This window comes from Bacteroides helcogenes P 36-108, assembly GCF_000186225.1.
GTDB classification, from domain to species: domain Bacteria; phylum Bacteroidota; class Bacteroidia; order Bacteroidales; family Bacteroidaceae; genus Bacteroides; species Bacteroides helcogenes.
Map to the genome: position 1 here is coordinate 777,312 of NC_014933.1, position 22,453 is coordinate 799,764.

General features: G+C 49.7%; 14 protein-coding genes. 7 read left to right on the top strand and 7 right to left on the bottom strand.

Annotated elements, in window-relative coordinates:
- The first annotated feature begins 16 nt into the window (after positions 1-16).
- The 3 genes from BACHE_RS02955 (at position 17) to BACHE_RS02965 (ending at position 4,212) form a co-directional block, all read left to right on the top strand.
- Positions 17-1,024 (top strand): DUF5017 domain-containing protein, encoded by a 1,008-nt coding sequence (locus tag BACHE_RS02955; RefSeq protein WP_013546220.1) that lies wholly within the window; start codon positions 17-19, stop codon positions 1,022-1,024.
- 171 nt (positions 1,025-1,195) lie between these two features.
- Positions 1,196-3,241, top strand: coding sequence for a polysaccharide lyase family 8 super-sandwich domain-containing protein (locus tag BACHE_RS02960; protein ID WP_187289285.1), 2,046 nt, complete (start codon positions 1,196-1,198; stop codon positions 3,239-3,241).
- Positions 3,241-4,212, top strand: a complete 972-nt coding sequence (locus BACHE_RS02965) for a tRNA-dihydrouridine synthase family protein (protein ID WP_013546222.1) — start codon at positions 3,241-3,243, stop codon at positions 4,210-4,212. Before BACHE_RS02960 ends, BACHE_RS02965 begins: the two co-directional genes overlap by 1 nt.
- Before the next feature lie 122 nt (positions 4,213-4,334).
- Here BACHE_RS02965 and BACHE_RS02970 read toward each other — a convergent pair whose 3' ends face one another.
- The 3 genes from BACHE_RS02970 to BACHE_RS02980 form a co-directional block, all read right to left on the bottom strand.
- Complete coding sequence (locus tag BACHE_RS02970) at positions 4,335-7,427, bottom strand: chondroitinase family polysaccharide lyase (protein WP_013546223.1); 3,093 nt, start codon at positions 7,425-7,427, stop codon at positions 4,335-4,337.
- Between the two features lie 136 nt (positions 7,428-7,563).
- Positions 7,564-8,073 (bottom strand): hypothetical protein, encoded by a 510-nt coding sequence (locus tag BACHE_RS02975; protein ID WP_013546224.1) that lies wholly within the window; start codon positions 8,071-8,073, stop codon positions 7,564-7,566.
- Between the two features lie 72 nt (positions 8,074-8,145).
- Positions 8,146-9,423 (bottom strand): DUF2851 family protein, encoded by a 1,278-nt coding sequence (locus tag BACHE_RS02980; protein WP_013546225.1) that lies wholly within the window; start codon positions 9,421-9,423, stop codon positions 8,146-8,148.
- 96 nt (positions 9,424-9,519) lie between these two features.
- On the opposite strand from BACHE_RS02980, the gene dapB reads away from it, so the two are divergent.
- The 4 genes from dapB to BACHE_RS03000 are packed head-to-tail and all read left to right on the top strand — an operon-like array spanning position 9,520 to position 13,441.
- The gene (dapB, locus tag BACHE_RS02985) at positions 9,520-10,281 is read left to right on the top strand and encodes a 4-hydroxy-tetrahydrodipicolinate reductase (RefSeq protein WP_013546226.1); all 762 of its coding nucleotides are present in this window, start codon (positions 9,520-9,522) and stop codon (positions 10,279-10,281) included.
- Between the two features lie 6 nt (positions 10,282-10,287).
- Positions 10,288-11,781 (top strand): signal peptidase I, encoded by a 1,494-nt coding sequence (gene lepB / locus BACHE_RS02990; protein WP_013546227.1) that lies wholly within the window; start codon positions 10,288-10,290, stop codon positions 11,779-11,781.
- A gap of 19 nt (positions 11,782-11,800) precedes the next feature.
- Positions 11,801-12,733 carry a signal peptidase I gene (gene lepB / locus BACHE_RS02995; RefSeq protein ID WP_013546228.1) on the top strand — a complete coding sequence of 311 codons (933 nt, stop codon included), beginning with the start codon at positions 11,801-11,803 and terminating at the stop codon, positions 12,731-12,733.
- Positions 12,734-12,772: 39 nt separating this feature from the next.
- Positions 12,773-13,441 carry a WbqC family protein gene (locus BACHE_RS03000; protein ID WP_013546229.1) on the top strand — a complete coding sequence of 223 codons (669 nt, stop codon included), beginning with the start codon at positions 12,773-12,775 and terminating at the stop codon, positions 13,439-13,441.
- On the opposite strand, the gene BACHE_RS03005 is transcribed toward BACHE_RS03000, so the two are convergent.
- The 4 genes from BACHE_RS03005 to BACHE_RS03020 form a co-directional block, all read right to left on the bottom strand.
- On the bottom strand, positions 13,425-15,530 hold the full coding sequence (locus BACHE_RS03005; protein ID WP_013546230.1) for a sensor histidine kinase: 2,106 nt from the start codon (positions 15,528-15,530) through the stop codon (positions 13,425-13,427). The two genes, BACHE_RS03000 and BACHE_RS03005, sit on opposite strands and share 17 nt — an antisense overlap.
- A 90-nt stretch (positions 15,531-15,620) precedes the next feature.
- Entirely contained in the window at positions 15,621-17,798 is a 2,178-nt protein-coding gene (locus tag BACHE_RS03010; RefSeq protein WP_013546231.1) for an ATP-binding protein, read from the bottom strand.
- A gap of 159 nt (positions 17,799-17,957) precedes the next feature.
- Positions 17,958-20,108, bottom strand: coding sequence for a sensor histidine kinase (locus BACHE_RS03015; RefSeq protein ID WP_013546232.1), 2,151 nt, complete (start codon positions 20,106-20,108; stop codon positions 17,958-17,960).
- Between the two features lie 159 nt (positions 20,109-20,267).
- A complete protein-coding gene (locus BACHE_RS03020; RefSeq protein WP_013546233.1) occupies positions 20,268-22,445 on the bottom strand; it encodes a sensor histidine kinase in 2,178 nt (725 codons plus the stop codon).
- Between the last annotated feature and the right edge of the window lie 8 nt (positions 22,446-22,453).

Consider the following 22,453-nt stretch of genomic DNA (forward strand, 5'->3'; position numbering starts at 1 on the left):
TAAAACGAACAAAATTATGAAACTAAATAAACTTTTGATGGCTGCCAGCATAGCAAGCCTTGCTTTTGCTTCCTGCGAAAGCGAATTCACCAAAGATGCCGAGCTTAATGTGAATGTCATGACCAATGAAAGCGTTAACTTCGACGGTCAGACCATTACCGCTAAGAAAAGAACCCCGGTGGAGTTCCTTTTCAGCGGTAATCCTGATTTTCTTACTTTCTTCAGCGGTGAAAACGGAAAGAAATATGAATACAGGGAACGTACCACTGTTGATGAAAGTGAGATAGAAAGCTCCACCTTGAAGTTCACTCTCACTCCCCAGTACGGAAATCCTGCTGGCATACTGACAATGTATGTGTCAAGCAGTTTCCCCGGAATAGAAAAAGGAAATTTTACCTCCGACTCCATATTGGTAGAACAGCATTCTTGGGAAGTGCTTATTCCACCAACCGACTTCCCTACGACTCTCAAGAGTAAAACTTACGAAATCGACATGAAGTCCTACATAGGCAAAAGAATCGCAATAGCCATTTGCTACAAGGGACAAAACAAAAATGTGGCACAAAGCAAGTTCACATTCAGCAATATGCAGATAGTCAACAGTATGAGCAATGGACAAAAAACGGTATTCGCCGCCGGTTCATTTGGCTTTACACCCGTCAACATGCTGAACAGACACAATCTGCCCGACCAGAAAAGCATGACTGCCAACCGTGCCTACGGCACTGTCACCAACAATACTTCCGGAATATGGAATGCCAAAGACTGGAATACTTTCTTCATACATAGTTCCAATGCAAACACTGCCCTAAAGTACAGTTGGCTGGTATCCAACCTCTTTGTTGTAAACGCATGCTCCCCCGACTTCGGCACAGGTATAAAGAATGTCACTCAAAGCCTCAATTCCTATAGATATGCTTACAACGAACCCGGAACCTATACAGCCACTTTTGTGGGTACAAACGGAAACTACAAACAAGAGAAATCCGTGATACGCGAATACAAAGTGGTAGTAACAGAATGACATTGACCGGCACAATACTTCTGACCTTAATATTCATACAGACCTTAATCAATTTTGCCGGGGAGGAGCCTCACGGCTTCTCCCCTCCTCTTTTCAATCCATGTCTATGCAAAGTCATAGGCCATTCAATTGTCAATCAGCGCACAAATGTGCGACACAATCAGTATAACTATGAAATCAATGAATCCAAGCAAACTTATCATCATAACCGCCATATTTATTCTAAGCATAAGTGCAAAAGCACATGCCTCCGACTTCGATATCATATACTCACGCATGTACGAGACATATCTCGCCAAGAATCCCTCCAAAACAACCATAGACGGATTGATAGCACTCATGACTTCCGAAGGAGCCTTTGTGAACATCAACTACCACACTACCGACGGATCGCCCCGAAAACACCTACAAAACTTGATAACCATGGCCTGTGCCTACCAGCATCCACAGAACATATACCATCACAAGAAGGAGCTGAAAGTGGCCTATCTGAAAGGACTCAGATTTTGGATAGAAACCGACCATCAAGCCAAAAACTGGTGGTATCGATACATTCCTTATCCCAAAGAAATGTCTGCCGGAGTCATCCTTATGAGCAAGGAAATTATGCCGGACAAAGAACTTTTTGACAAAACGATGGAATACCTCCGTTGGAGCTACAAAAACGCAGCTCCCTCACACATGACGGGCGCCAATGGTGCAGACATCATCATGGGGGCTTTTGCAGCGAGTATCCTGACTCGGAATGATGCACAAATGGAGGAATTCAAAGAGAAAATGACACAGCTATTGACCATACAACATGTAGAAGGCATTCAGCCCGACTATCTTTTCGGACAGCACTGCGGAAACGGCCGCCAACTCTACTTCACCAGCTACGGAAAAGAGTTTGTCAACTCCATGCTCTCTTATCTGGAATTCTGCAAAGACACCAAATACCAAAGCTCCGGAACAGAACTGTTGCAGAAACTCTTTATAAACGGAGTGCAATGGATCTTCTATAGCAAACAATACGACCCGAACAACGCCGGCCGTTTCATCAGTCCCGACCAATACTCTTCCGCCATCAAGGCACTGACCGAAAGAGTTTACAAACTGAGCAAACCCGAAACCGGAAAAAACATCAAACTCGCCTTGCAACGCATTGCAGGTGAAAACAGCCTGGAAGGTAACCGCATGTTCTGGCGCTTCGACTACATGGTTCACCGCCGTACCCGATATATGACCAGTTCGCGCATGACTTCCACCCGCACCGTAGGCAATGAAGCCGGAAACGGTGACGGAGAGTTCAACTACTATGCGGCGAATGGTGTAAACTACCTCTTCGTTACCGGAAAAGAGTATGACCGCGACTTTTTCAAGCGCTTCAACAACCGCCAGTATCCCGGCATCACTGCCGAACAGGACAACGATCCCTTACCCGTGCCTAACTGGGGAGAAGGAGGAGGAAATGGCAGCATATTCGCCGGTGGCGTCAGCGACAGCATATACGGCGCATGTGGCATGATATTGAACCGCAGAGGTCTGGAAGCCCGAAAATCCTGGTTTTATTTCGACAATGAGTTTATATGTTTGGGCGTGGGCATCCGGACTCCCGGAGGCAAGGCCGAAGTATTTACCACCGTTAACCAATGTAACAGAGACGGCAAGGTGCAATACATGCAGAACGGCAAAAAATTCATCTTAAAAGAGGATAAGGCACAGACAAATGCAGACTGGATCATACATGGACGGACAGGTTACTTCAACCTGTTGCCTGGCACAGAATACCTGATTGCATGCGACACAGCACTATTCAGCCTGAACATCAGCCACGGTATTCGCCCACAAGACGGAACATACGCATATCTGGTGCATCCGGGACTATCAAATGCCTCTGAAGCCATGAAATATGCCAAGAACATCCCCGTCAAAATACTTGCCAATACAGAAAAGGTCCAAGCCGTCCGCCACGAAACGCTGGCTCTGACGGAAGCCGTATTCTATCAGTCCGGAGAACTGAAGGCAGATAACGGAGACATATTGTCGGTCGATGCTCCCTGCACACTTTTATGGGATGAGAATGAGCAGAAAATCAACATAGCCAATCCATATTGCGAATCCATGAATCCCGAAACCGTACGGGTCACCCTCGTCCGAAAAGGAAGCCCCGTCACCCTCTCATTCACAATGCCCCGGCAAGAAATGGCGGGAATGAGTGTTTCACTGAGATATTAATGCGTATATTTGCAGCCATGAACGAGAAGTTATTACCCATCCATTTCGCTCCGCTGCAAGGCTATACCGATGCCGTTTACAGGAGAGCACACGTCCGAATCTTCGGTGGCATTGAAACCTATTATTCTCCTTTCGTGCGTATAGAACACGGAGAAATCCGGAGGAAGGATATCCGGGACATCCTGCCCGAAAACAACCCGGATCTGCACCTCATCCCCCAGCTCATAGCATCGGAAGCAGACAAGGCAGAACGGATAACAGCCCTTTTCACAGAGAAAGGCTACCAGGAAGCGGACATTAACTTAGGCTGCCCCTTCCCGATGCTTGCCAAACGGCACAATGGTGCAGGCATGCTACCCTATCCCGAAGAAGTGAAAGCTTTGCTGACTGATACCGTAAAGAAACATCCGAACATCAGCTTCTCCGTCAAACTGAGGTTAGGCTGGGACAATCCGGAGGAATGCCTCGCCCTGTTGCCTATCTTCAACGAATTACCCCTTTCACACATCATTCTGCATCCCCGTCTGGGCAGACAGCAATATAAAGGGGAAATAGATCTGAAGGGTTTTGAGGCATTCTATAACGGATGCAGTAAACCTTTGCTATACAACGGAGATCTGAACACTCCGGAAGATATTCATTCCATCGCCAGACGTTTCCCCCAACTGGCTGGCATCGTCATAGGACGCGGACTGCTTGCCAGCCCTGCTTTAGCGCTGGAATACCTTCAGGGAAAGCCCCTCTCTTCCGATGAAATGGCAAGAAAAGTAAGTCGATTGCATGCCGAAGTTTTCAACAGTTATAAAGAACAGCTACAAGGCGGAGACATACAGTTGCTCATGAAAATGAAAAGTTTTTGGGAATATCTGTTGCCAGGCGCTGACAAGAAAGCGCGAAAGACGATCCATAAGACAAGCAAACTGGCTAATTATCAGGCAGCCGTCAGTAATCTGCTCGGATCTTACCAATAACAGACAGGAGGATCATTGCTATCCAACACCCACAACATCCAGATGTTTTAGGTGAAAACATCCCCTTGTTTCAGGATAAAACATGGGGATATTTTGTATATCAAGAAGCAGTGTGGTTATCATCAATCTCCGGCACGGTTCTTCTTCAACTCCACGTCAAAACTTGCTGCATCCTTACAGCTAAAACGCAACACTGTCTGTTTCCCGTCTGCCGAAAGCACTCTGCAATAAGGTGTTTCAGCAACCTTCCACAAACCTCTCAAAGTAACGGTCACGGGTATCTCCTCACTGTCATTGCCAATCCACGGACGGGAATAAATGCTGCGTTCCACACGCTTGCCGTCTTCCCCGAAAGCCTCGTCACTGGGACCACGATACAATGCCAGATCGGGTTGCGAGACGGTCAGCAAGAGTTTGCCCTTGTTCTCGCGTATCATGACGAGACAGGAAGTGTCCGCTTTCTGCAACAAGCCTTCTCCGGGAAGTTCCTGTGGAGTTTCAAACAAGACATAAGAAGTCAGACTGTCCGTCAGTGAACGGACAATATGGGCATTATGATCTTGCTGAAGTACCTTGTAAGTGGGTTTACGCGCAAATGCTTTCAAAGAAGCCGTATCGGTATGTGGCAGTACGGCATATTCATAAGAAGCTCCCTTTGGGGCTTTGCCGTGCTGCAATACCAACGACACCCAGTCGCCCGAAGTCGGCTCGACACTGCGTTCGCCTACGGTTACCTGCGGGAAATTCTTTTCAAAAAGCGCCGATTTCATCGAAGTTTCCGAAAGACAATATCCCACACCGTTAGGATCAATATAAGTCTGCCCATTATCCCGGTAAGTGTCCCAGTAGTGGCGGACATCGGGAGTGATGGCAGCCGATTGGAACACTGTGGTTTCGGTAGGAAAGTCCGTATTGGTATTCTCAATGTCCGTACCAAGGCACACGATGGTTCCATCAAAAAAATGGAAAGACTTGCGGGCACGGTGCGATCCGTTATATTTGTCGTGTTCGTGCAGCTTCATGCCGAAGTTCCCATTCAGGCGCGCTTGCGACAGCCCTCCGGCAAAGGCTTCATCGGAATAAAGCATCTCTTCCATACCCGAAAAACGATCCACGTTTAAAACCTTTGCACGCAATCGGTCGAAAGGCAAACGGATGCTCGTGACACCCGGAATGCGGTTCCAGTCGAAACCGGCCTCTTGCCAGCCACCGGTAGAAAAAGTAACCGCTTCACCGGGTTTTCCCGTCAGAATCTGCATACTGCCATGAGCCAGATAGCGGCCGTAGAAATTGGCAGGGAGATAATGCTCGGCTGCCCAGAGATAGCGAGAGTGCCCGCGTACAACGGCAGCCCAGTTGTCACGTCGCTGTACGGATACGCAGCCATAGCCCAAAGCAATATTACCTTGCGGATCGGGCTCAGGACAGAATCCCTGCGCTTCGAGCAACTTCTTCATCGCCGCTTCTTTCCCGGCAGAGGCTTTAGGAAGATATTCGGGAGTATCTTTATCCGGAACAGTCGTATAAGCCACGAGGCGCAGGTAGGCGGCTGCCATTTCCGGATCATATTTCTGTCTGCCGTCCGGCGTACCGGCAACGGCCATTGTGGCATAATGCATAGGAATCAGCTCTCCCTTGCCGTTGGGATGACGTCCCGACATGGAAAGTGCCCATTGCTTCAGATTACAATAGAAGCGCATGGTGAGAAGCACGTTCTTCACGGTCTCATGTGCTTGTTCGGACAACCTGAACTCTGTCCCACTCAGCAGATAAATCATACTTGTCGCTCCATCCAGTCCGCCTACAGCGTAGGCTGGATAATTGTTGCAATGATGGAAACAAGCACCGTCTGCTTTGAACGAACCTGACAAGCCCTTTGCCGGCCGGCAACCATAATCCAGCCATCGGGTGAAAGAGCGCAGGTACTGTAATTTCTCCGGTGTGTCCTCCATAATCAGAATACTGGCTATGCGGCCTTGCAGCTTGGTGTTGAAAGTATCTATGTCAATACCGTTGGCTGTGGGTTCAGGATATACTTCATTGGTGATGGCATACCAGTTCAGGGTGCGTTCGGCTTCCTCCAACCTGCCTGCCTCACGCAGCACGTCTTTCATCAGGAAATAAGAAACGAAAAGCCCGCGCATGCTGTATCCGTAGTGATGAACATTTCCCCAGCAACTGCCGTAGGCTATGCCCTGGTCGGTAGCATTGTTGTACATGGCAAGAAACTTCTGCTTCAGTTCCTCCCTCAAAGCCGCATCCGTGGTATTGTGGTAGGCTATGGAAATACGCTTCATCAAATTGAAGTAATCGCTGATTTCTACGCCCAGCCGGACGAACATATCCTTGTCCCAGCCGGGCATCATACGCTCGTATGCTTCGGACTGGCGTACGAACCAGATAGGCAGTCCTGAAACTTTTCCATTCTTGTCGGTGATCTTGTAAAAATCGTACTTCTTGCGGATAGCTTCCATTTCCTTTTCCGAAAGGACGGAAGGAGTGTAAAGCATGTTGCGGAAGCGTTCTTCTATGATACGGATATCCCGCCTTTGCGCTTCGGTTACAGGAGTCAGAGCAATGTCGGGTTTCCACAGAGAGTGTTCATAGATTACCAGCCAGTGATTATCAGTACCTTTGTTCACGAAAGGCACTTGTAGGTCGGCGGTCTGCTGGCGGGCATCTACCTTGCTGGCGGTAATCAGATGATCTATGAAAAGTTTTCCCTTCACCTCCGGAGCCACAACGCGGATTTCATCCATACCTGTCTCCGGAGTGCCTTGCATATCACGCTCATAACACACCCATGCCCCGCGCCAGCCGATAAAGTTGATTCCGAAAGGAAAGGAAGTGCATTTCTTTCCGTTTCTCAAGAACTCGAATTCTATGGTCTTGTCCTGTGCCTGCTCATTATAGACCCATACGATGAAGGCGGAAAGGTAGGTATCTTTTCCAGTCGGGTCTTTCGGCTCAAACTTCAGGTCTTTCTTTATAGAGAGGATAGACTTCGGCCCGAAAGACCAGCACAGGCTTTGCGTGCCGTCTCTGTAATGCTCGTTGCTGACAGTCAGCCGCGAATCAGTTGCAGTGACAAATGACGGGACACGCCTTTCTTCAAAGGAAAGTAAACGTTCATTCTTCACAATCTGTGCCTCCAGAGTAACCGGCAATAACATCAAAAAGGAAAAGATTCCTGCAAAAAGAATTTGTAGTCGCATATTTCAAGGTATTAATGATTCTAAAAAAATCAGCACACTACAAAGGAACCTCACTTTCCGGAAAAGAAGGGACATAAATCGTACAGAAGAAGGATAAAATAGTGACAGGGGACTGCGTCCCCCTGATATGCATTTCTTAAGGATGCAATTCCTCAAAAGCCTTGTTCTCCTCCTGCACCGTACGGATGGTTTCCTTCAGTTCGCCGATGGGCAAATCAAAGTTGTACCAATCATTGTAGCAATCGGTGACATACCACTTGTCGCCCACCAGATCAAATACTACACGCAAAGAAGGTTCCGACTCATCATAACCTGCCTCAAACTCTTTGTGTGCAGAATCGTTCACCGTAAAACGGGAGATATAGACTCCTCCCTCCTCTTCCGTGGTTTTTCCCTCTTTCAAAGTCTCCTCATCCAGCAACGCCCACTTTTCGCGGGTAAAAGGAAAAGTCTGCTCTGTCTCGCCATCGTCTTTCAGCAGAGTGATGGGGGACTTCAACGGAAACTTGATACGGGAATACTGGAATGAAGCGCTGGTGGTAAACTTTTGGAGGAACGTATTGAAGTCCTCTACGGCCGCCCGGCTGTTCAAAGCCGTCAGCATAAGCACTGTAAACAGACAAAAAACGCAATGAATTGTCTTCATATATATGCATTATTATTCAAGGGGCAAAGATAAGAGATATTGCTGATATCCTTATCAAAACAAGACGGGAATTTATCTTTTATGCCTCAAGTACTCATACCCGAAACGACACCGCAGACAATCCCTTTTGTCACAATACTCCTTTTGGAGCTGGAGTAAAGCCTGAGAATCGGCAGTCGTATAGACAGGCAAGCCCGCACCGTCCCATAAACGGGTGACGTGATTGTTCTCCGCCTTCAGAGATTCCAAGAAACGGGTGGCACGTTCGCACATCACCTCACTGGCTCTGTGCAAACCATAGGAATAAAGAAAAGGGATGACGGTATTGATGACAAGCAGGTCCAGAGCGCTTTTGCCTACCCGCTTTTCCTGTCGCGGAGATACTTTTCTGAAACTGAAATGATCTTCCCAGTAAGCGGAAGTACGGGCAGCCAGCATTTTCTTCACTGCCTCCGTATCATCAGCCTCCATAATGCGTGAAAAGAGTATCTGTTCCTCGTGATACAAATACGCCAACTGTGCCAGACGTATATGAGGAAAGTTCCCGGGACGAAGACGCAGAAAACGCCACTGATCGGCAGACATCGGAGAAGGCAGTTCGAACTTACGCTGCAAATAGCGGAACTCCTTCCGGAGTTTCTGATAATAGGCTTCACCCTCGGCCTCATCTTCTTCCAGCAACCCCGCCTGCCCGAAGAAGAAAGCCTCCACTTGAAACAGATTGTCCCGATGTTTGTCAATCGCACGAAAAGGGAGACTGCTCGCCCAAGATTCAAAAGCATCTCCGTTCAGTCCAAAGCCGAAGTTACGGGCAAGGGTTATGAAAAAGACATCTTCCCAATGATTATTGCAGCGTTCCAACCTTTGGGAAATGGCACGTGACTTCTGCTCAAAACGCTCCACCTGCAAAGCCGAAAGCCAGGAATGAACCACCAACTGGGGAAGAGAGGAAAGGATGGAGTAGCAGGGAGGATAAATTTCCGTCTGCCGTAACTCATCATAGCGCAGACAAACATCTTCGGGACAAGAAAGCCTCATTTGGGGAATAGGCTCGCCATTCGTGCGGCAGACAGTGCAATCAGACTCTCCCACCACATGCAGTATGACGGTGTCATACGCCTTGTCGCAATTGTGCCCATGCCGCAGCCAGTCGGACGCCAAGGTATGTATTTCGACATTTCCCACCCATAGCGTACCGCCTATCTTAATCTTGGCATTGAAGAAATCGGGGCCTGCATTCCTGTTGGGCAAACCGGGATCTATCACTTCGACCGGCTGTCCGGAGGTTGTCCGAAGCATTTGCAAAGGGAATATTTTATGCTTCCAGACGTAATGCAGTAGTTGTTCCATTGTTAACAAGACGTTAATGTAGGGCGCAAATGTAAGAAAAAGATTATCTTTGCGTCCCATAGTTTGTTGATAAACTGAATAAAAACAATAGAAACAATGAAAATAGCATTAATCGGTTACGGGAAAATGGGCAAGGAAATAGAAAAGATTGCCCTTAGCCGTGGACACGAAATCGTCAGCATCATCGATGTTGACAATCAGGAAGACTTCGAATCGGCAGCATTCAAAAGCGCTGATGTCGCCATAGAGTTCACCAATCCCCTGGTAGCATACGGCAACTACATGAAAACTTTCAAAGCCGGCGTAAAGTTGGTATCGGGCAGTACGGGCTGGATGGCCGAACATGGTGAGGAAATAAAGAAACTCTGTACGGAAGGCGGAAAAACCTTGTTCTGGTCTTCCAATTTCAGCTTAGGAGTAGCTATATTCTCTGCCGTAAACAAGTATCTTGCAAAGATCATGAACCGGTTTCCCGCTTATGACGTAACCATGAGCGAAACACACCATATCCATAAAATGGATGCACCCAGCGGCACAGCCATCACTCTTGCCGAAGGCATCCTCGAAAACCTCGACCGCAAAGACAAATGGGTGGAAGGAACTTTCCTTGCCCCGGACGGAAGCATCTCCGGTTCTACCCAACATGCGGCCAACGAACTGCCGATAAACTCCATCCGTGAAGGCGAAGTGCCGGGCATCCACAGCATCCGCTATGACTCTGAAGCGGACAGCATTACCATCACCCATGATGCAAAGAATCGGAAAGGCTTTGCATTGGGCGCCGTTCTTGCCGCCGAATATACAGTCGGCGAACAAGGATTCTTAGGAATGAGTGATTTGTTTCATTTTTTAAAATAAGACATTATGAGAAAAGCAACACATGCTCAATGGATCAAGTTCGGTATCATTACCCTGCTTTATCTCGCATTCCTTGTTTGGGTAAAAAGCTGGTGGGGATTGGTTGTATTACCTTTCATCTTCGATATTTATATCAGCAAAAAGATACCCTGGGGATTCTGGAAGAAGTCAGGAAATCCCGTTGTGCGCAGCATCATGAGCTGGGTGGACGCTATCATTTTTGCCTTGGTAGCCGTCTATTTCGTGAACATCTACATATTCCAGAATTACCAGATACCTTCTTCCTCACTGGAAAAGTCTTTACTGGTGGGCGACTTTCTTTACGTGAGCAAGATGAGTTACGGTCCCCGTGTACCGAATACACCGCTTTCCATGCCATTGGCGCAACATACATTGCCGGTGCTGAATACAAAATCATACATCGAATGGCCCCAATGGAAATACAAACGCGTGCCGGGATTCGGCCAAGTCAAACTGAATGACATCGTTGTGTTCAATTTTCCCGCCGGTGACACGGTAGCACTCAACTACCAACAGACAGACTTTTACAGCCTTGCCTACGATGCCGGACAGCGTGTCTATCCCAACAAGGTAAGCATGGACAGCCTGACACGCGAACAGCAACGCACGGTTTACGATCTTTACTATAACGCCGGACGCAACCTCATACGTTCCAACCCGCAAATGTATGGCAACATCGTGGTGCGCCCCGTTGACCGCCGCGAGAATTACGTGAAGCGTTGCGTCGGTCTGCCCGGCGATACACTGCAAATAAAAAACACGCAAGTTTACATCGACGGTAAAGCCATCAAAAATCCGGAAGAGATGCAGCTCAACTATTTCGTGCAGACTACCGGACCGTATATCCAGGAAGACATGTTCCGTGAGTTAGGCATCAGCAAAGACGACCAGATGCTGATGACCAATGACCTCAACTGGGAGGAAGGACTGATGGAAATGGGGCTGGACCGCCGCAATGAACAAGGCAGGCTGACTCCCGTCTATCACCTGCCACTTACCAAAAAAATGCATGACACGCTGGCCGGTAACAAGAAGCTCATCAGCCACATCGTCATGGAATCGGGAGATTTCTCCGGCCCTTTGTATCCACTGAACCTGCACACCGGATGGACACGCGACAACTATGGCCCGATATGGATTCCCGCCAAGGGCAGTACCATCCGGCTGACTTCGGACAACCTGCCCGTGTACGAGCGTTGCATCGTGGCCTACGAAGGAAACAAGCTGGAGCAGAAGGCGGACGGCATCTATATCAATGGTAAGAAAACTGACAGCTATACCTTCAAGATGGACTATTATTGGATGATGGGCGACAACCGCCACAATTCCGCCGACTCCCGCTACTGGGGCTTCGTGCCAGAGGATCATGTGGTGGGTAAACCCATTGTAGTGTGGCTGTCATTGGACAAAGACCGTGGATGGTTTGACGGAAAGATACGCTGGAACAGGATATTCAAGTGGGTGGACAATATCAAATAAATCAATTTCGGGTGAAACGATGAAAATAGGAAAGACAGCCTGTATGGTAGCCGGAGTGATACTTATAGTCGTATTGCTCCGGGGATGTGTGGCAACTTCCTATCTGATTCCTTCTACCGGAATGGAAAATTCCCTGTATTGCGGCGAACGCATTATCGTGAACAAATGGAGTTACGGATTGCGCTTGCCGTTCATGAGGTTATGGGATTACCATCGGTGGGCAGAGCGTCCTGTGCAGAAAGAGGATATTCTCGTATTCAATAACCCCGCCAATTTTTCGGAACCGGTCATTGACCGCCGGGAGGTTTTCATCAGTCGTTGCATTGGAATTCCCGGAGACACATTATTGATAGATTCACTTTTCTCCGTGATCCCTTCTGAAAAGAATGCGCCCGACCAAAAGTTTCTTTACGCCTATCCCAAAGGCAAAGAATGCCAACTGGACTCACTCCTATCCATCCTATCCATTACTCCCAACAAAGTGATGGGACAGGACTCCACAAAAAATGTACGCAGTTTCAGTCGCTACGAGTACTACCTGCTGGAGCAGGCACTATCCGGCAATTGCTGGATAGTGCCTGTCACCGAAGAAAATACCGCCACATCTCTGAAGCCCCTAATAGTACCGGGAAAAGGAAAAGCCATACGCGTATATCCCTGGAACATGACTTTGCTACGAAACACTCTGGTTCTGCATGAAAAGAAGCGTGCCGAGATAAAAAACGACACCCTTTACATAGAAGGCCGTCCTGTGCAGCATTGTTATTTCACGAAAGATTATTACTGGATGAGCGCCAACAACTCCATCAACCTTTCCGATTCACGCCTGTTTGGCTTTGTGCCGAAAGACCACATCATAGGCAAAGCATCTCTCGTCTGGTTCTCCAAAGAGAAAGATACGGGGATTTGGAAGGGATATAGGTGGAACAGGATGTGGAGAGCAGTAAAGTAACCGGAAGGCTCTCTTATTACAAACCGAAAATTACAACAGATGAGAACCGCACTTCTTTCTTCAGCCTATCTGGCTCCCGTGCAATATTATACCAAACTGTCCGCTTACGATAAAGTATTCGTGGAGCAGCACGACCATTATGCAAAACAGACATACCGCAACCGTTGCACCATTGCCGCACCCGACGGTGAACTGGCACTTTCCATACCTACCGTCAAGCCTGACAGCCTGAAATGCCCCATGTGTGATATCCGTATCTCCGATCACGGCAATTGGCGGCATCTGCATTGGAATGCCATCGAATCGGCTTATAACCACACTCCCTTCTTTGAGTATTATAAAGATGACTTCCGTCCTTTTTATGAGAAAAAATATGAGTTTCTGATCGACTTCAACGAAGAACTCTGCCGTCTTGTCTGTTCCCTGATAGATATTCAGCCGGACATGAAACGCACTGCCGAATACCGTACGGGACTCACGGCAGGCGAAGCAGACTTCCGTGAACGCATCCATCCTAAGAAAGACTTCCGGGCAGAAGACCCTGAATTCAAAGTGCAGCCCTATTACCAGGTCTTTCAGGAAAGGCTTGGCTTCTTGCCCAACCTCAGCATTATCGACCTGCTTTTCAATATGGGGCCGGAGAGTCTGCTGGTACTGAATAAAAGTATATCGAAAGTTCCCTATTGTTGTACTATCCCGGAAGAATAAACAGGAATCTTGCACCGTCCTTGTAGCTTGTGTCCAACTTCACCACAGCTCCCAGATAATCGGCTATCAGGCGGCAGATGCTCAGTCCGAGGCCGAAGCCCTGATCAAAAGCATTCAGCTTCTCAAAGCGCTCGAAGATGTGCTCCGCCTGTTCGGCGGGAATACCGGTTCCGGTGTCGGTGACGGAGAAGGTGGCGCTGCCGGGTGTCTCCGAGAGAGAACAATGCAAGTGTATCTCGCCATGCTCGGTATGCTTCTCCGCATTTGTGAGAAGGTTGATGAGCACTTGACGTACACGTTGCCCGTCGGTGGTGATTTCGTAATCATCGGGAACATCGGAAGTATAATACAGCCTTACGTCCTGCGGTTTGCGATGGGTGACGGTGGCAAGTGACTGCCGGCACAGATCGTTGCAGCGCTGCGGCGCCATTTTGGTGACATATTTCCCACTTTCCAGTTCGGCCAGGCTAAGGAGATCGTTGACAAGGGTGGTAAGCAGTTCGGAGTTGCTCACTATCAGTTCGCTGTATTCCTGCTGTTCTTCGGGCTCCAATTCCATTTCGGGATTGGCTATGAGTTGCGAGAAGCCTACAATGGAATTAAGCGGAGTACGTATCTCATGACTCATGTTCTGGATAAACATGGACTTCATGCGGTTGGCGGACTGTGCCTCATCTCGTGCCACGGCAAGTTCTTCGTTCTTCTTGCGCAACCGCATCATGTTGTGGCGGCGACGCAACTGGATAAGAATAAGAAAAGCAATGATAATGCCCAAAAGAATAATCTGATAGTGTGAAGAAGTGCGCTGCTGCTCCAACAGGGCTTTCTGCCGTTCGGCTTCAGCACGCTGGCGTTCGGTTTCGGCCTGTTGCAACTTGGTCTGGGCAGTGAGGCGCTGTACCTCCAGTTCACGATTATCCAACATGAGCTGGTTGTTCTCGGCATTGCGTCGTTCAAGCTCCATCTGCTGCCGCACCTGAGCCAGACGAAGATCGGAGTTCTTCAAGTCCAGACGGGCATTTTCCAACTTGAGGCGTTCGTTTCCTATCTGGGCGTTCAATTCGGCAATGTCGGTAGATTGTAATTGCGCTATTCTCTCCTTCGCTTCCTCGGCCATTGCCTTCCGTCCGGCATTGGCAGCCTGATAATCTCCTTCCGCCTCGTATATCAGAACGTGCAGCGCCCACCTCTGAGCAATGTTTGACACGTCATTGGCCAATGTATGCGCTTCGTCATAATCCCCGTCCAGCACTTTCTTATATATCAAAATGTTCAGATAGATGGGGTCAACGGTCTGTCCATCGAATGCCTTCATCAGCCGGTCGTAGTAGCGGTTGAAATCATCATGCCGCTTCTGTGCGTAACTGTACATACACTCTTCCTCCAGCACGCGTATGCGTATGCTTTCCGTCTTGGCACTTCTTACAGCCTTGCCTATGTATTCTTGGGCCTTACTGCTATCCTGCGAATCGGTCCGGTAGTAGGCGGCTATTTTGAGATAAAGCAGTGTGGGGTCTTGTTCGGGCAGCTTCTCCAACATGAATTTGAGGAGTTCCTCGCGGTAGCCCGTAGCCATCTTGTTATTGTCGCGCGCCTGATAGATATTGGCAATGGAGTTGATGCAGGTGTAAATACCGTAATCATTGTGATCTTCGAAGGCTTGGAGCTTCATTTCTTCGGCTTCCTTCAGGGCGGTGAGCGAGTGTTCGCTGTTCAGCAGATAGACAATGAGGTTGTTCCAGCCATGATAGTAGTATTGCAGATAGCCATTGGTACGCGAGAGTGTCTTCAGATCCTCCACAGCACGGCGCAGGGCCTGTTCATCCTTGTGGTCGGTGTAGTATTGCACGGGAATGGTGCGTGCCAGACATTGCGCCTTTTTGTCTCCCAGCCTCACAGCCTGATGATAGAGGGTGTCTGCCGACAGCAGACTTTCGGGGCGCGAGCGCATACGGGTGGCACGTTGGTAGAAGGGGTAAAGCGAATCGGCTATCTTGTAGGGATTATTCTGGGCGGACAATGTTACGCCAATACCAGTCAAAGAGAGGAACAGGAAAAAGAGACAATATGTAAGGCGCTTTGTCGGCATAAGAGGCGTATATTCAAAAGGTTGTACAAAGATACGGCTATTGGTTGATATATTGCTGTCTGTACCAAGGAATTATTATAACTAAAACTATTATTCTTTCCTTTCAGGGAGGTTAGGGGGACTGACAGGCAGGATAAACAGGAACCTTGCGCCGTCCTTGTAACTTGTGTCCAACTTCACCACAGCTCCCAGATAATCGGCTATCAGGCGGCAGATGCTCAGTCCGAGGCCGAAGCCCTGATCAAAAGCATTCAGCTTCTCAAAGCGCCCGAAGATGTGCTCCGCCTGTTCAGCGGGAATGCCGGTTCCGGTGTCGGTCACAGAGAAGGTGACGCAGCCCGGCATTTCGGTAAGTGAACAGTGCAGATGTATCTCTCCCCTCTCGGTATGCTTCTCGGCATTGGTCAGGAAGTTGATAAGTACTTGGCGTACACGCTGTCCGTCGGTAAGGATTTCGTAGTCATCAGGAACATCAGAGGTGTAATAGAGTTTCACACTCTCCGGCTTGCGGTGAATGGTGGTGGCGACGGACTGGCTACAAAGCTCGTTACAACGTTGCGAAACCAGCTTGGTGACGTATTTCCCACTTTCCAGTTCGGCCAGTCCTAAGAGATCGTTGACGAGGGTGGTGAGCAGTTCGGAGTTGCTTACTATCAGTTCACTGTACTCCTGCTGTTCTTCAGGTTCTAATTCCATATCGGGATTGGCGATGAGCTGCGAGAAGCCCACGATGCTGTTGAGAGGAGTGCGTATCTCATGGCTCATGTTCTGTATGAAGATGGACTTCATGCGGTTGGCAGACTGGGCTTGGTCACGGGCTACGGACAACTCCAGGTTCTTCTTTTCCAACTGTCTGACGTGATGCCGGCGACGTATCAGGTGATAGACAAGAAAGGCGATGAAGACCGCCATCGAAAAGATGACGGTGCAGAAAATGATGATGCGGTAGTGCGAGGCTTCCTGCTGCTGCTTGAGCAAAAGGGCTTGCTGCTGGGCCTTGGATTGTTGCAGGGCTGCTTCACCCTTCAGCCGCTGTACATCCAGTTCACGGTTGTCCAGTATCAGTTGGTTGTTCTCAGCGTTGCGTCGCTCCAGTTCCATCTGCTGGCGCACTTGCTCCAACAGCAGGTCAGCGTTCTTCAGGTCGAGGCGGCTGTTCTTCAGGTCGAGCTGCGAATTCTCCAGCTTCAGTTGTTCGTTTCCCACCAGCGCATTGAATTCGGCTATCTCCGAGGCACGCGTCACCTGACGGATGGAGTCGGCTATCACCTGCGCACGTCTGAGGGTGTGATAGGCTGACCGGTAATCGCCCTGTTCGTAGTAAACATAAGCATGTTGCCTCGTGGCATCCATCCGGGTCAGCATGCGGTCGGCATATTTGTGCGCTCCCTCGAAGTCTCCGTCAAGGACGCATTTCTTCAGCTTTAAAAGGAGCAAGAGCGCTCGCTCCGAGGGATACTCACTGCGGGCTATCTGCTGCATGGCTTCATCGTAACAAGTGTTGAAGTCGTTGAAGCGTCCCATCTCGAACAGCACCTGGCACTTCTGAATCAGACATTCGCTAAGGTTGTAGCCCGTCTTGGCGCTCTTGATGCCCTGTTCGCAATAGTCCAGTGCTTTGGGGTAGTCGCGTCCCTGCCCGCGGTAGTACTCGGAGATGGAAGTGTAGAGGGGTGCGGGATCTTGTTCGGGCAGGTTCTTTAGCAGGTAGTCCAGCGCGTCCAGGTTGTACCGGTTGCTCAACATGAAGTTGCCCCGCGCCAACTGTATGTTCGCCATCTCGCGGATGCAGAGGTAGATGCCATAGGGGTGATTATCTTCGAATGCCTGCTTCCTCATCTGTTCGGCTTCTTCGAGCGCCCGCACCGAATGCGCATTGTTCAGCAGTTGGGCTATCTTCTGGTTCCAGCCATAGTAGTAATATTGCAGGTAGCCGTTGGCACGCGACACTTCTTTCAGCCGTTCCACCGCCTCTGCCATCTCCGCCTCCTTGTCGGGCAGGGAGAAGTAGCGCTGCACGGGAAGAATGCGCGCCATGCACTGGGCTTTCTTGTCTCCCGCAGCCAAGGCTGCCCGATAGAGGGTGTCGGCAAGGGCGATGCACAGCTTCGTGTCACTCTGCTTTCCGGCACGCTGATAGAGGGCATAAAGCGAATCTTTTATCTTGTAGGGATTGTTTTGCCCGGACAAAGAGATAGTATGACCTGCCAAAAGAAGGAAAAAAATCAAGTAGAAAGTGAAGCAATATGTAGTTTTTCTTGTCGGCATAAAGGCATAATGTTCTGTCAGCTAACAAAGGTAGAGAATTTATTTTAAAATGATGAACTAAACATCAGATAATCCGTTGACGGAATTAGAAATCCGTGCGCAGAAGCCCGAAAGAAGATTGGGGCGATTACCTCCCGGCCTACGAATCGCAATGCGGTTCTACAAGTTATCATTCACCGGCAGCACGAACAAGAATCTTGCTCCTCCCTTGTAGCTTGTATCCAGCTTCACCGCAGCCCCCATATAGTCGGCTATCAGGCGGCAGATACTAAGGCCGAGGCCAAAGCCCTGGGAGAAGTCGTCCAGCTTCTCAAAGCGCCCGAAGATATGCTCCGCCTCCTCCGGAGGAATGCCGCAGCCGGTGTCGGCCACAGAGAAGGTGACGCTGCCGGGAACTTCCGTAAGGGAACAGTGCAGATGTATCTCTCCCCTTTCGGTATGCTTCTCGGCATTGGTCAGGAAGTTGATTAGCACTTGGCGTACACGCTGTCCGTCGGTGAGGATGGTATAGTCCGGAGGTGTATCGCAGGTGTAGTACAGCTTCACGTCCTGCGGCTTGCGGTGGGTGACGGTGGCAATGGATTCACGGCATAAATCCGCACAACTGTGCGAAGCAATCTTGGTGACGTACTTGCCACTCTGCAATTCGGAGAGGCCCAGGAGGTCATTGACCAGCGTGGTGAGCAGCTCGGAGTTGCTTACTATCAGTTCGCTGTACTCCTGCTGTTCTTCAGGTTCTAATTCCATGTCGGGATTGGCGATGAGCTGTGAGAAGCCCACGATGCTGTTGAGAGGAGTGCGTATCTCATGGCTCATGTTCTGTATAAAGAGTGACTTCATGCGGTTGGCGGACTGTGCCTCATCGCGGGCCACGGCAAGTTCCTGGTTCTTCTTCTGCAACTGGCGCATGCTCTTGCGGCGGCGTTGCAGGTAGAATATCAGAAACGCCACGAGAGCCAGCAAGAAGAAAATTACGATAGAGAAAATAATGAGACGATAGTGTGCAGTCTCCTCCTGTTGCTCCAGCAAATCCTTCTGTCGCAAATTCTCGGCTTTCTGACGACGGATGTCGGCTTCCTTGCGGTCGGCATCGGCATGGAGGCTTTTCAGTTCCAGTTCACGGTTCTCAAGCGTCAGGCGATCGTTGGCGGCATCATATTGTTCAAGGGTCATCTGCTGTTGCATCTGTTCCATCATCAGCCCGGCGTTCTTCAGGTCGAGGCGGCTGTTTTCCAATTTCAGCCGTTCGTTGCCCATCAATGCATTGAACTCCGCGATGTCCGAACTTTGTGTCAGATTATTGATGGAGTCCTGATAAGCATGGTATTTCCGCAAATAGCGGTAAGCCTGCAAGTAGTCTCCGGCATCGAAACAGATGTCGGAATGGCGCATGAGAGATTCGCCTTTGACCGAAAACTTGTCGGCCAAGGCATGGGCACGGGCAAAGTCCTTGTCGTACATAGCCTTGTATATATTCAGGGCAAGGATGCCGGGAGAGGAATCGGGATAATGAATCTTCCGGGCCAACTTGAGGACTTCCTCATAGCAGGCATTGAAGTCCTCCGGCCGGTTCAACCAGCTCAGCGCACGGCATTTCGTGATCAGAGCCGTGACCCGTGCAGCATCGGTACGCGCACATTCCACGGCTTTCCCGGCATATTCCAGTGCATTCCGAGGATCGACATCCAAGTCACAAGCTGCGACATCGTTGTAGAGACGGCTGGGGTCTTGGTCGGGCAGGTTCTTCAGCATGTAGTCCAGCGCTTCTTTATAGTACTCCTTACCTTTGGCAAAGTTATGGCGGGCAATCTGTATGTGCCCCATCTGGCGCAGACAAATAAATATACCGTAGGGATGATTGTCGGTGAAAGCCTGCTTCTTCATGAGCTCGGCTTCCTGCAAGGCCCGGAGGCTGTTTCCGGCATTGAGCAGATCCACCACCTTCTCGTTCCAGGCGTAATAGTAGTATTGCAGATAGCCATTGGCACGCGACACATCTTTCAGCCGTTCTATGGCTTCCCTCTTATGGGCATAGTCGCGGAGAGAGGCGTAATATTGCACGGGAACGGTGAGCGCCAGGCACTGCGCCTTCTTGTCGCCCTGCTTGCCTGCCTCGCGGAAGAGGGTATCGGTAAGGGCGATGCAACGCGCGTCGGTGCGCAGCAGAAAGAGGCGGTGGTAGAGGGTGTAGAGGGAATCGGAAATCTTGTAGGGATTGTTCTGCCCGGACAAAGAGATAGTATGACCTGCCAAAAGAAGGAAAAAAATCAAGTAGAAAGTGAAGCAATATGTAGTTTTTCTTGTCGGCATAAAGGCATAATGTTCTGTCAGCTAACAAAGGTAGAGAATTTATTTTAAAATGATGAACTAAACATCAGATAATCCGTTGACAGAATTAGAAATCCGTGCGCAGAAGCCCGAAAGAAGATTGGGGCGATTACCTCCCGGTCTACGAATCGCAATGCGGTTCTACAAGTTATCATTCACCGGCAGCACGAACAAGAATCTTGCTCCTCCCTTGTAGCTTGTATCCAGCTTCACCGCAGCCCCCATATAGTCGGCTATCAGGCGGCAGATACTAAGGCCGAGGCCAAAGCCCTGGGAGAAGTCGTCCAGCTTCTCAAAGCGCCCGAAGATATGCTCCGCCTGCTCCGGAGGAATGCCGCAGCCGGTGTCGGCCACAGAGAAGGTGACGCTGCCGGGAACTTCCGTAAGGGAACAGTGCAGATGTATCTCTCCCCTTTCGGTATGCTTCTCGGCATTGGTCAGGAAGTTGATTAGCACTTGGCGTACACGCTGTCCGTCGGTGAGGATGGTATAGTCCGGAGGTGTATCGCAGGTGTAGTACAGCTTCACGTCCTGCGGCTTGCGGTGGGTGACGGTGGCAATGGATTCACGGCATAAATCCGCACAACTGTGCGAAGCAATCTTGGTGACGTACTTGCCACTCTGCAATTCGGAGAGGCCCAGGAGGTCATTGACCAGCGTGGTGAGCAGCTCGGAATTGCTTACTATCAGTTCGCTGTACTCCTGCTGTTCTTCAGGTTCTAATTCCATGTCGGGATTGGCGATGAGCTGCGAGAAGCCCACGATGCTGTTGAGAGGAGTGCGTATCTCATGGCTCATGTTCTGTATGAAGAGTGACTTCATGCGGTTGGCGGACTGTGCCTCATCGCGGGCCACGGCAAGTTCCTGGTTCTTCTTCTGCAACTGGCGCATACTCTTGCGGCGGCGTTGCAGGTAGAATATCAGAAACGCCACGAGAGCCAGCAATGATACTATCAGTATGCAGGCAATCGTCATCCGGTAGAGCGAGGCATCCTGCTCCTGCTTCAGCAAGTCCTTCTGCCGCCGGGTTTCACTCTTTTGCCGTTCGGTTTCGGCTTTCTGCCGTTCCGTCTCAGCCCGCTGCCGTTCGGTTTCGGCCTTGAGCCTCCGCACTTCCAGCTCACGATTTGCCAGCAGCAGTTGGCTGTTCTCGGCATTGCTCTGATCCAAGGCTATCTGTTGACGCATCTGCTCCATCAGCAGACCGGCATTCTTCAAATCCAACCGGGCATTCTCCTGCTTCAGCCGTTCGTTGCCTATCTGGGCGTTGAGCTCGGCTATGTCCGATGCCTGCGCCAGATTGCTGAGGGAGTCTATGCCGCGGATATAAACAGTCTGATAGCTAAGGGCTCTTTGGTAGTCGCCGGCTTTCTCGCAAATGAACGCATGATATTTAATGCCGTCTTCCCGATGTATCTTCATTACCAGGTCGGCATAGGTATGAGCCTCCTCATACTTCCGGCCCAATACACTGCTATATATCTGTACAATGAGCACATCGACTCTGGTCTGTGGATATTTGTTCTGCTCAACCGCCTGCATCGTCTCGGCACAGTAAGCTCTGAACTCATCCCACCGCTTCATGGAGTACAGCAGACGGCATTTCATCAGCATGACCGTAATCCGGTTATTGGTGATCCGCGCACTCTTTATGCCCTTTTCGCAATATTCCAGCCCCAGCTTGTCGTCTCGCCCCAGGCAGTAAGACGCCAGATTGTTGTAGATAGGTGCGGGGTCTTGGTCGGGCAGGTTCTTCAGCATATAGTCCAAAGCCTCGCGATAATACTGGTTTGCCAGCTTGAAGTTCTTGCGGGAGGTCTGTATATAGCCCATATTGCGGATGCAGGAGTAGATGCCAAAGGGATGATCGTCCGTAAAAGCCTGTTTCTTCATTTCCTCCGCCTTTTGCAGAGCTTCAAGTGAATGCCCGCTGTTCAGCAGTTGTATGGCTTCCTGATTCCAGGCATAGTAATAGTATTGCAGGCAGTCGTTGGCGCGCGATACGGCTTTCAGTTTCTCCGAGGCTTTTTTCATACGGTTGTTGTCACCCGTTATGATGTAATGGCGCAGCGGAACGGTAAGAGCCAGACACTGCGCCTTCTTGTCGCCCAGCCGGACAGCTTCATTATAGAGCGTATCCACCACGGCAAGGCATCGGGCATCGGCACGCAGACGTTCGGCACGCTGCAAAATGGGATAAAGCGAATCGGCTATCTTATAAGGATTGTTCTGGGCAGGCAAAGAGACAGTATGACCTGCTAAAAGAAGGAGAAAAATCAAGTGGAAAATGAAGCAATATGTAGTTTTTCTTGTCGGCATAAAAACAT

Coding starts and splice junctions, on each gene's coding strand:
- BACHE_RS03015 (WP_013546232.1), bottom strand. CDS start 20,108: ATGCCGACAAGAAAAACTACATATTGCTTCACTTTCTACTTGATTTTT.
- BACHE_RS03010 (WP_013546231.1), bottom strand. CDS start 17,798: ATGCCGACAAGAAAAACTACATATTGCTTCACTTTCTACTTGATTTTT.
- dapB (WP_013546226.1), top strand. CDS start 9,520: ATGAAAATAGCATTAATCGGTTACGGGAAAATGGGCAAGGAAATAGAA.
- lepB (WP_013546228.1), top strand. CDS start 11,801: ATGAAAATAGGAAAGACAGCCTGTATGGTAGCCGGAGTGATACTTATA.
- BACHE_RS03000 (WP_013546229.1), top strand. CDS start 12,773: ATGAGAACCGCACTTCTTTCTTCAGCCTATCTGGCTCCCGTGCAATAT.
- BACHE_RS02960 (WP_187289285.1), top strand. CDS start 1,196: ATGAAATCAATGAATCCAAGCAAACTTATCATCATAACCGCCATATTT.
- BACHE_RS03020 (WP_013546233.1), bottom strand. CDS start 22,445: ATGCCGACAAGAAAAACTACATATTGCTTCATTTTCCACTTGATTTTT.
- BACHE_RS02980 (WP_013546225.1), bottom strand. CDS start 9,423: ATGGAACAACTACTGCATTACGTCTGGAAGCATAAAATATTCCCTTTG.
- BACHE_RS03005 (WP_013546230.1), bottom strand. CDS start 15,530: ATGCCGACAAAGCGCCTTACATATTGTCTCTTTTTCCTGTTCCTCTCT.
- lepB (WP_013546227.1), top strand. CDS start 10,288: ATGAGAAAAGCAACACATGCTCAATGGATCAAGTTCGGTATCATTACC.
- BACHE_RS02965 (WP_013546222.1), top strand. CDS start 3,241: ATGCGTATATTTGCAGCCATGAACGAGAAGTTATTACCCATCCATTTC.
- BACHE_RS02955 (WP_013546220.1), top strand. CDS start 17: ATGAAACTAAATAAACTTTTGATGGCTGCCAGCATAGCAAGCCTTGCT.
- BACHE_RS02970 (WP_013546223.1), bottom strand. CDS start 7,427: ATGCGACTACAAATTCTTTTTGCAGGAATCTTTTCCTTTTTGATGTTA.
- BACHE_RS02975 (WP_013546224.1), bottom strand. CDS start 8,073: ATGAAGACAATTCATTGCGTTTTTTGTCTGTTTACAGTGCTTATGCTG.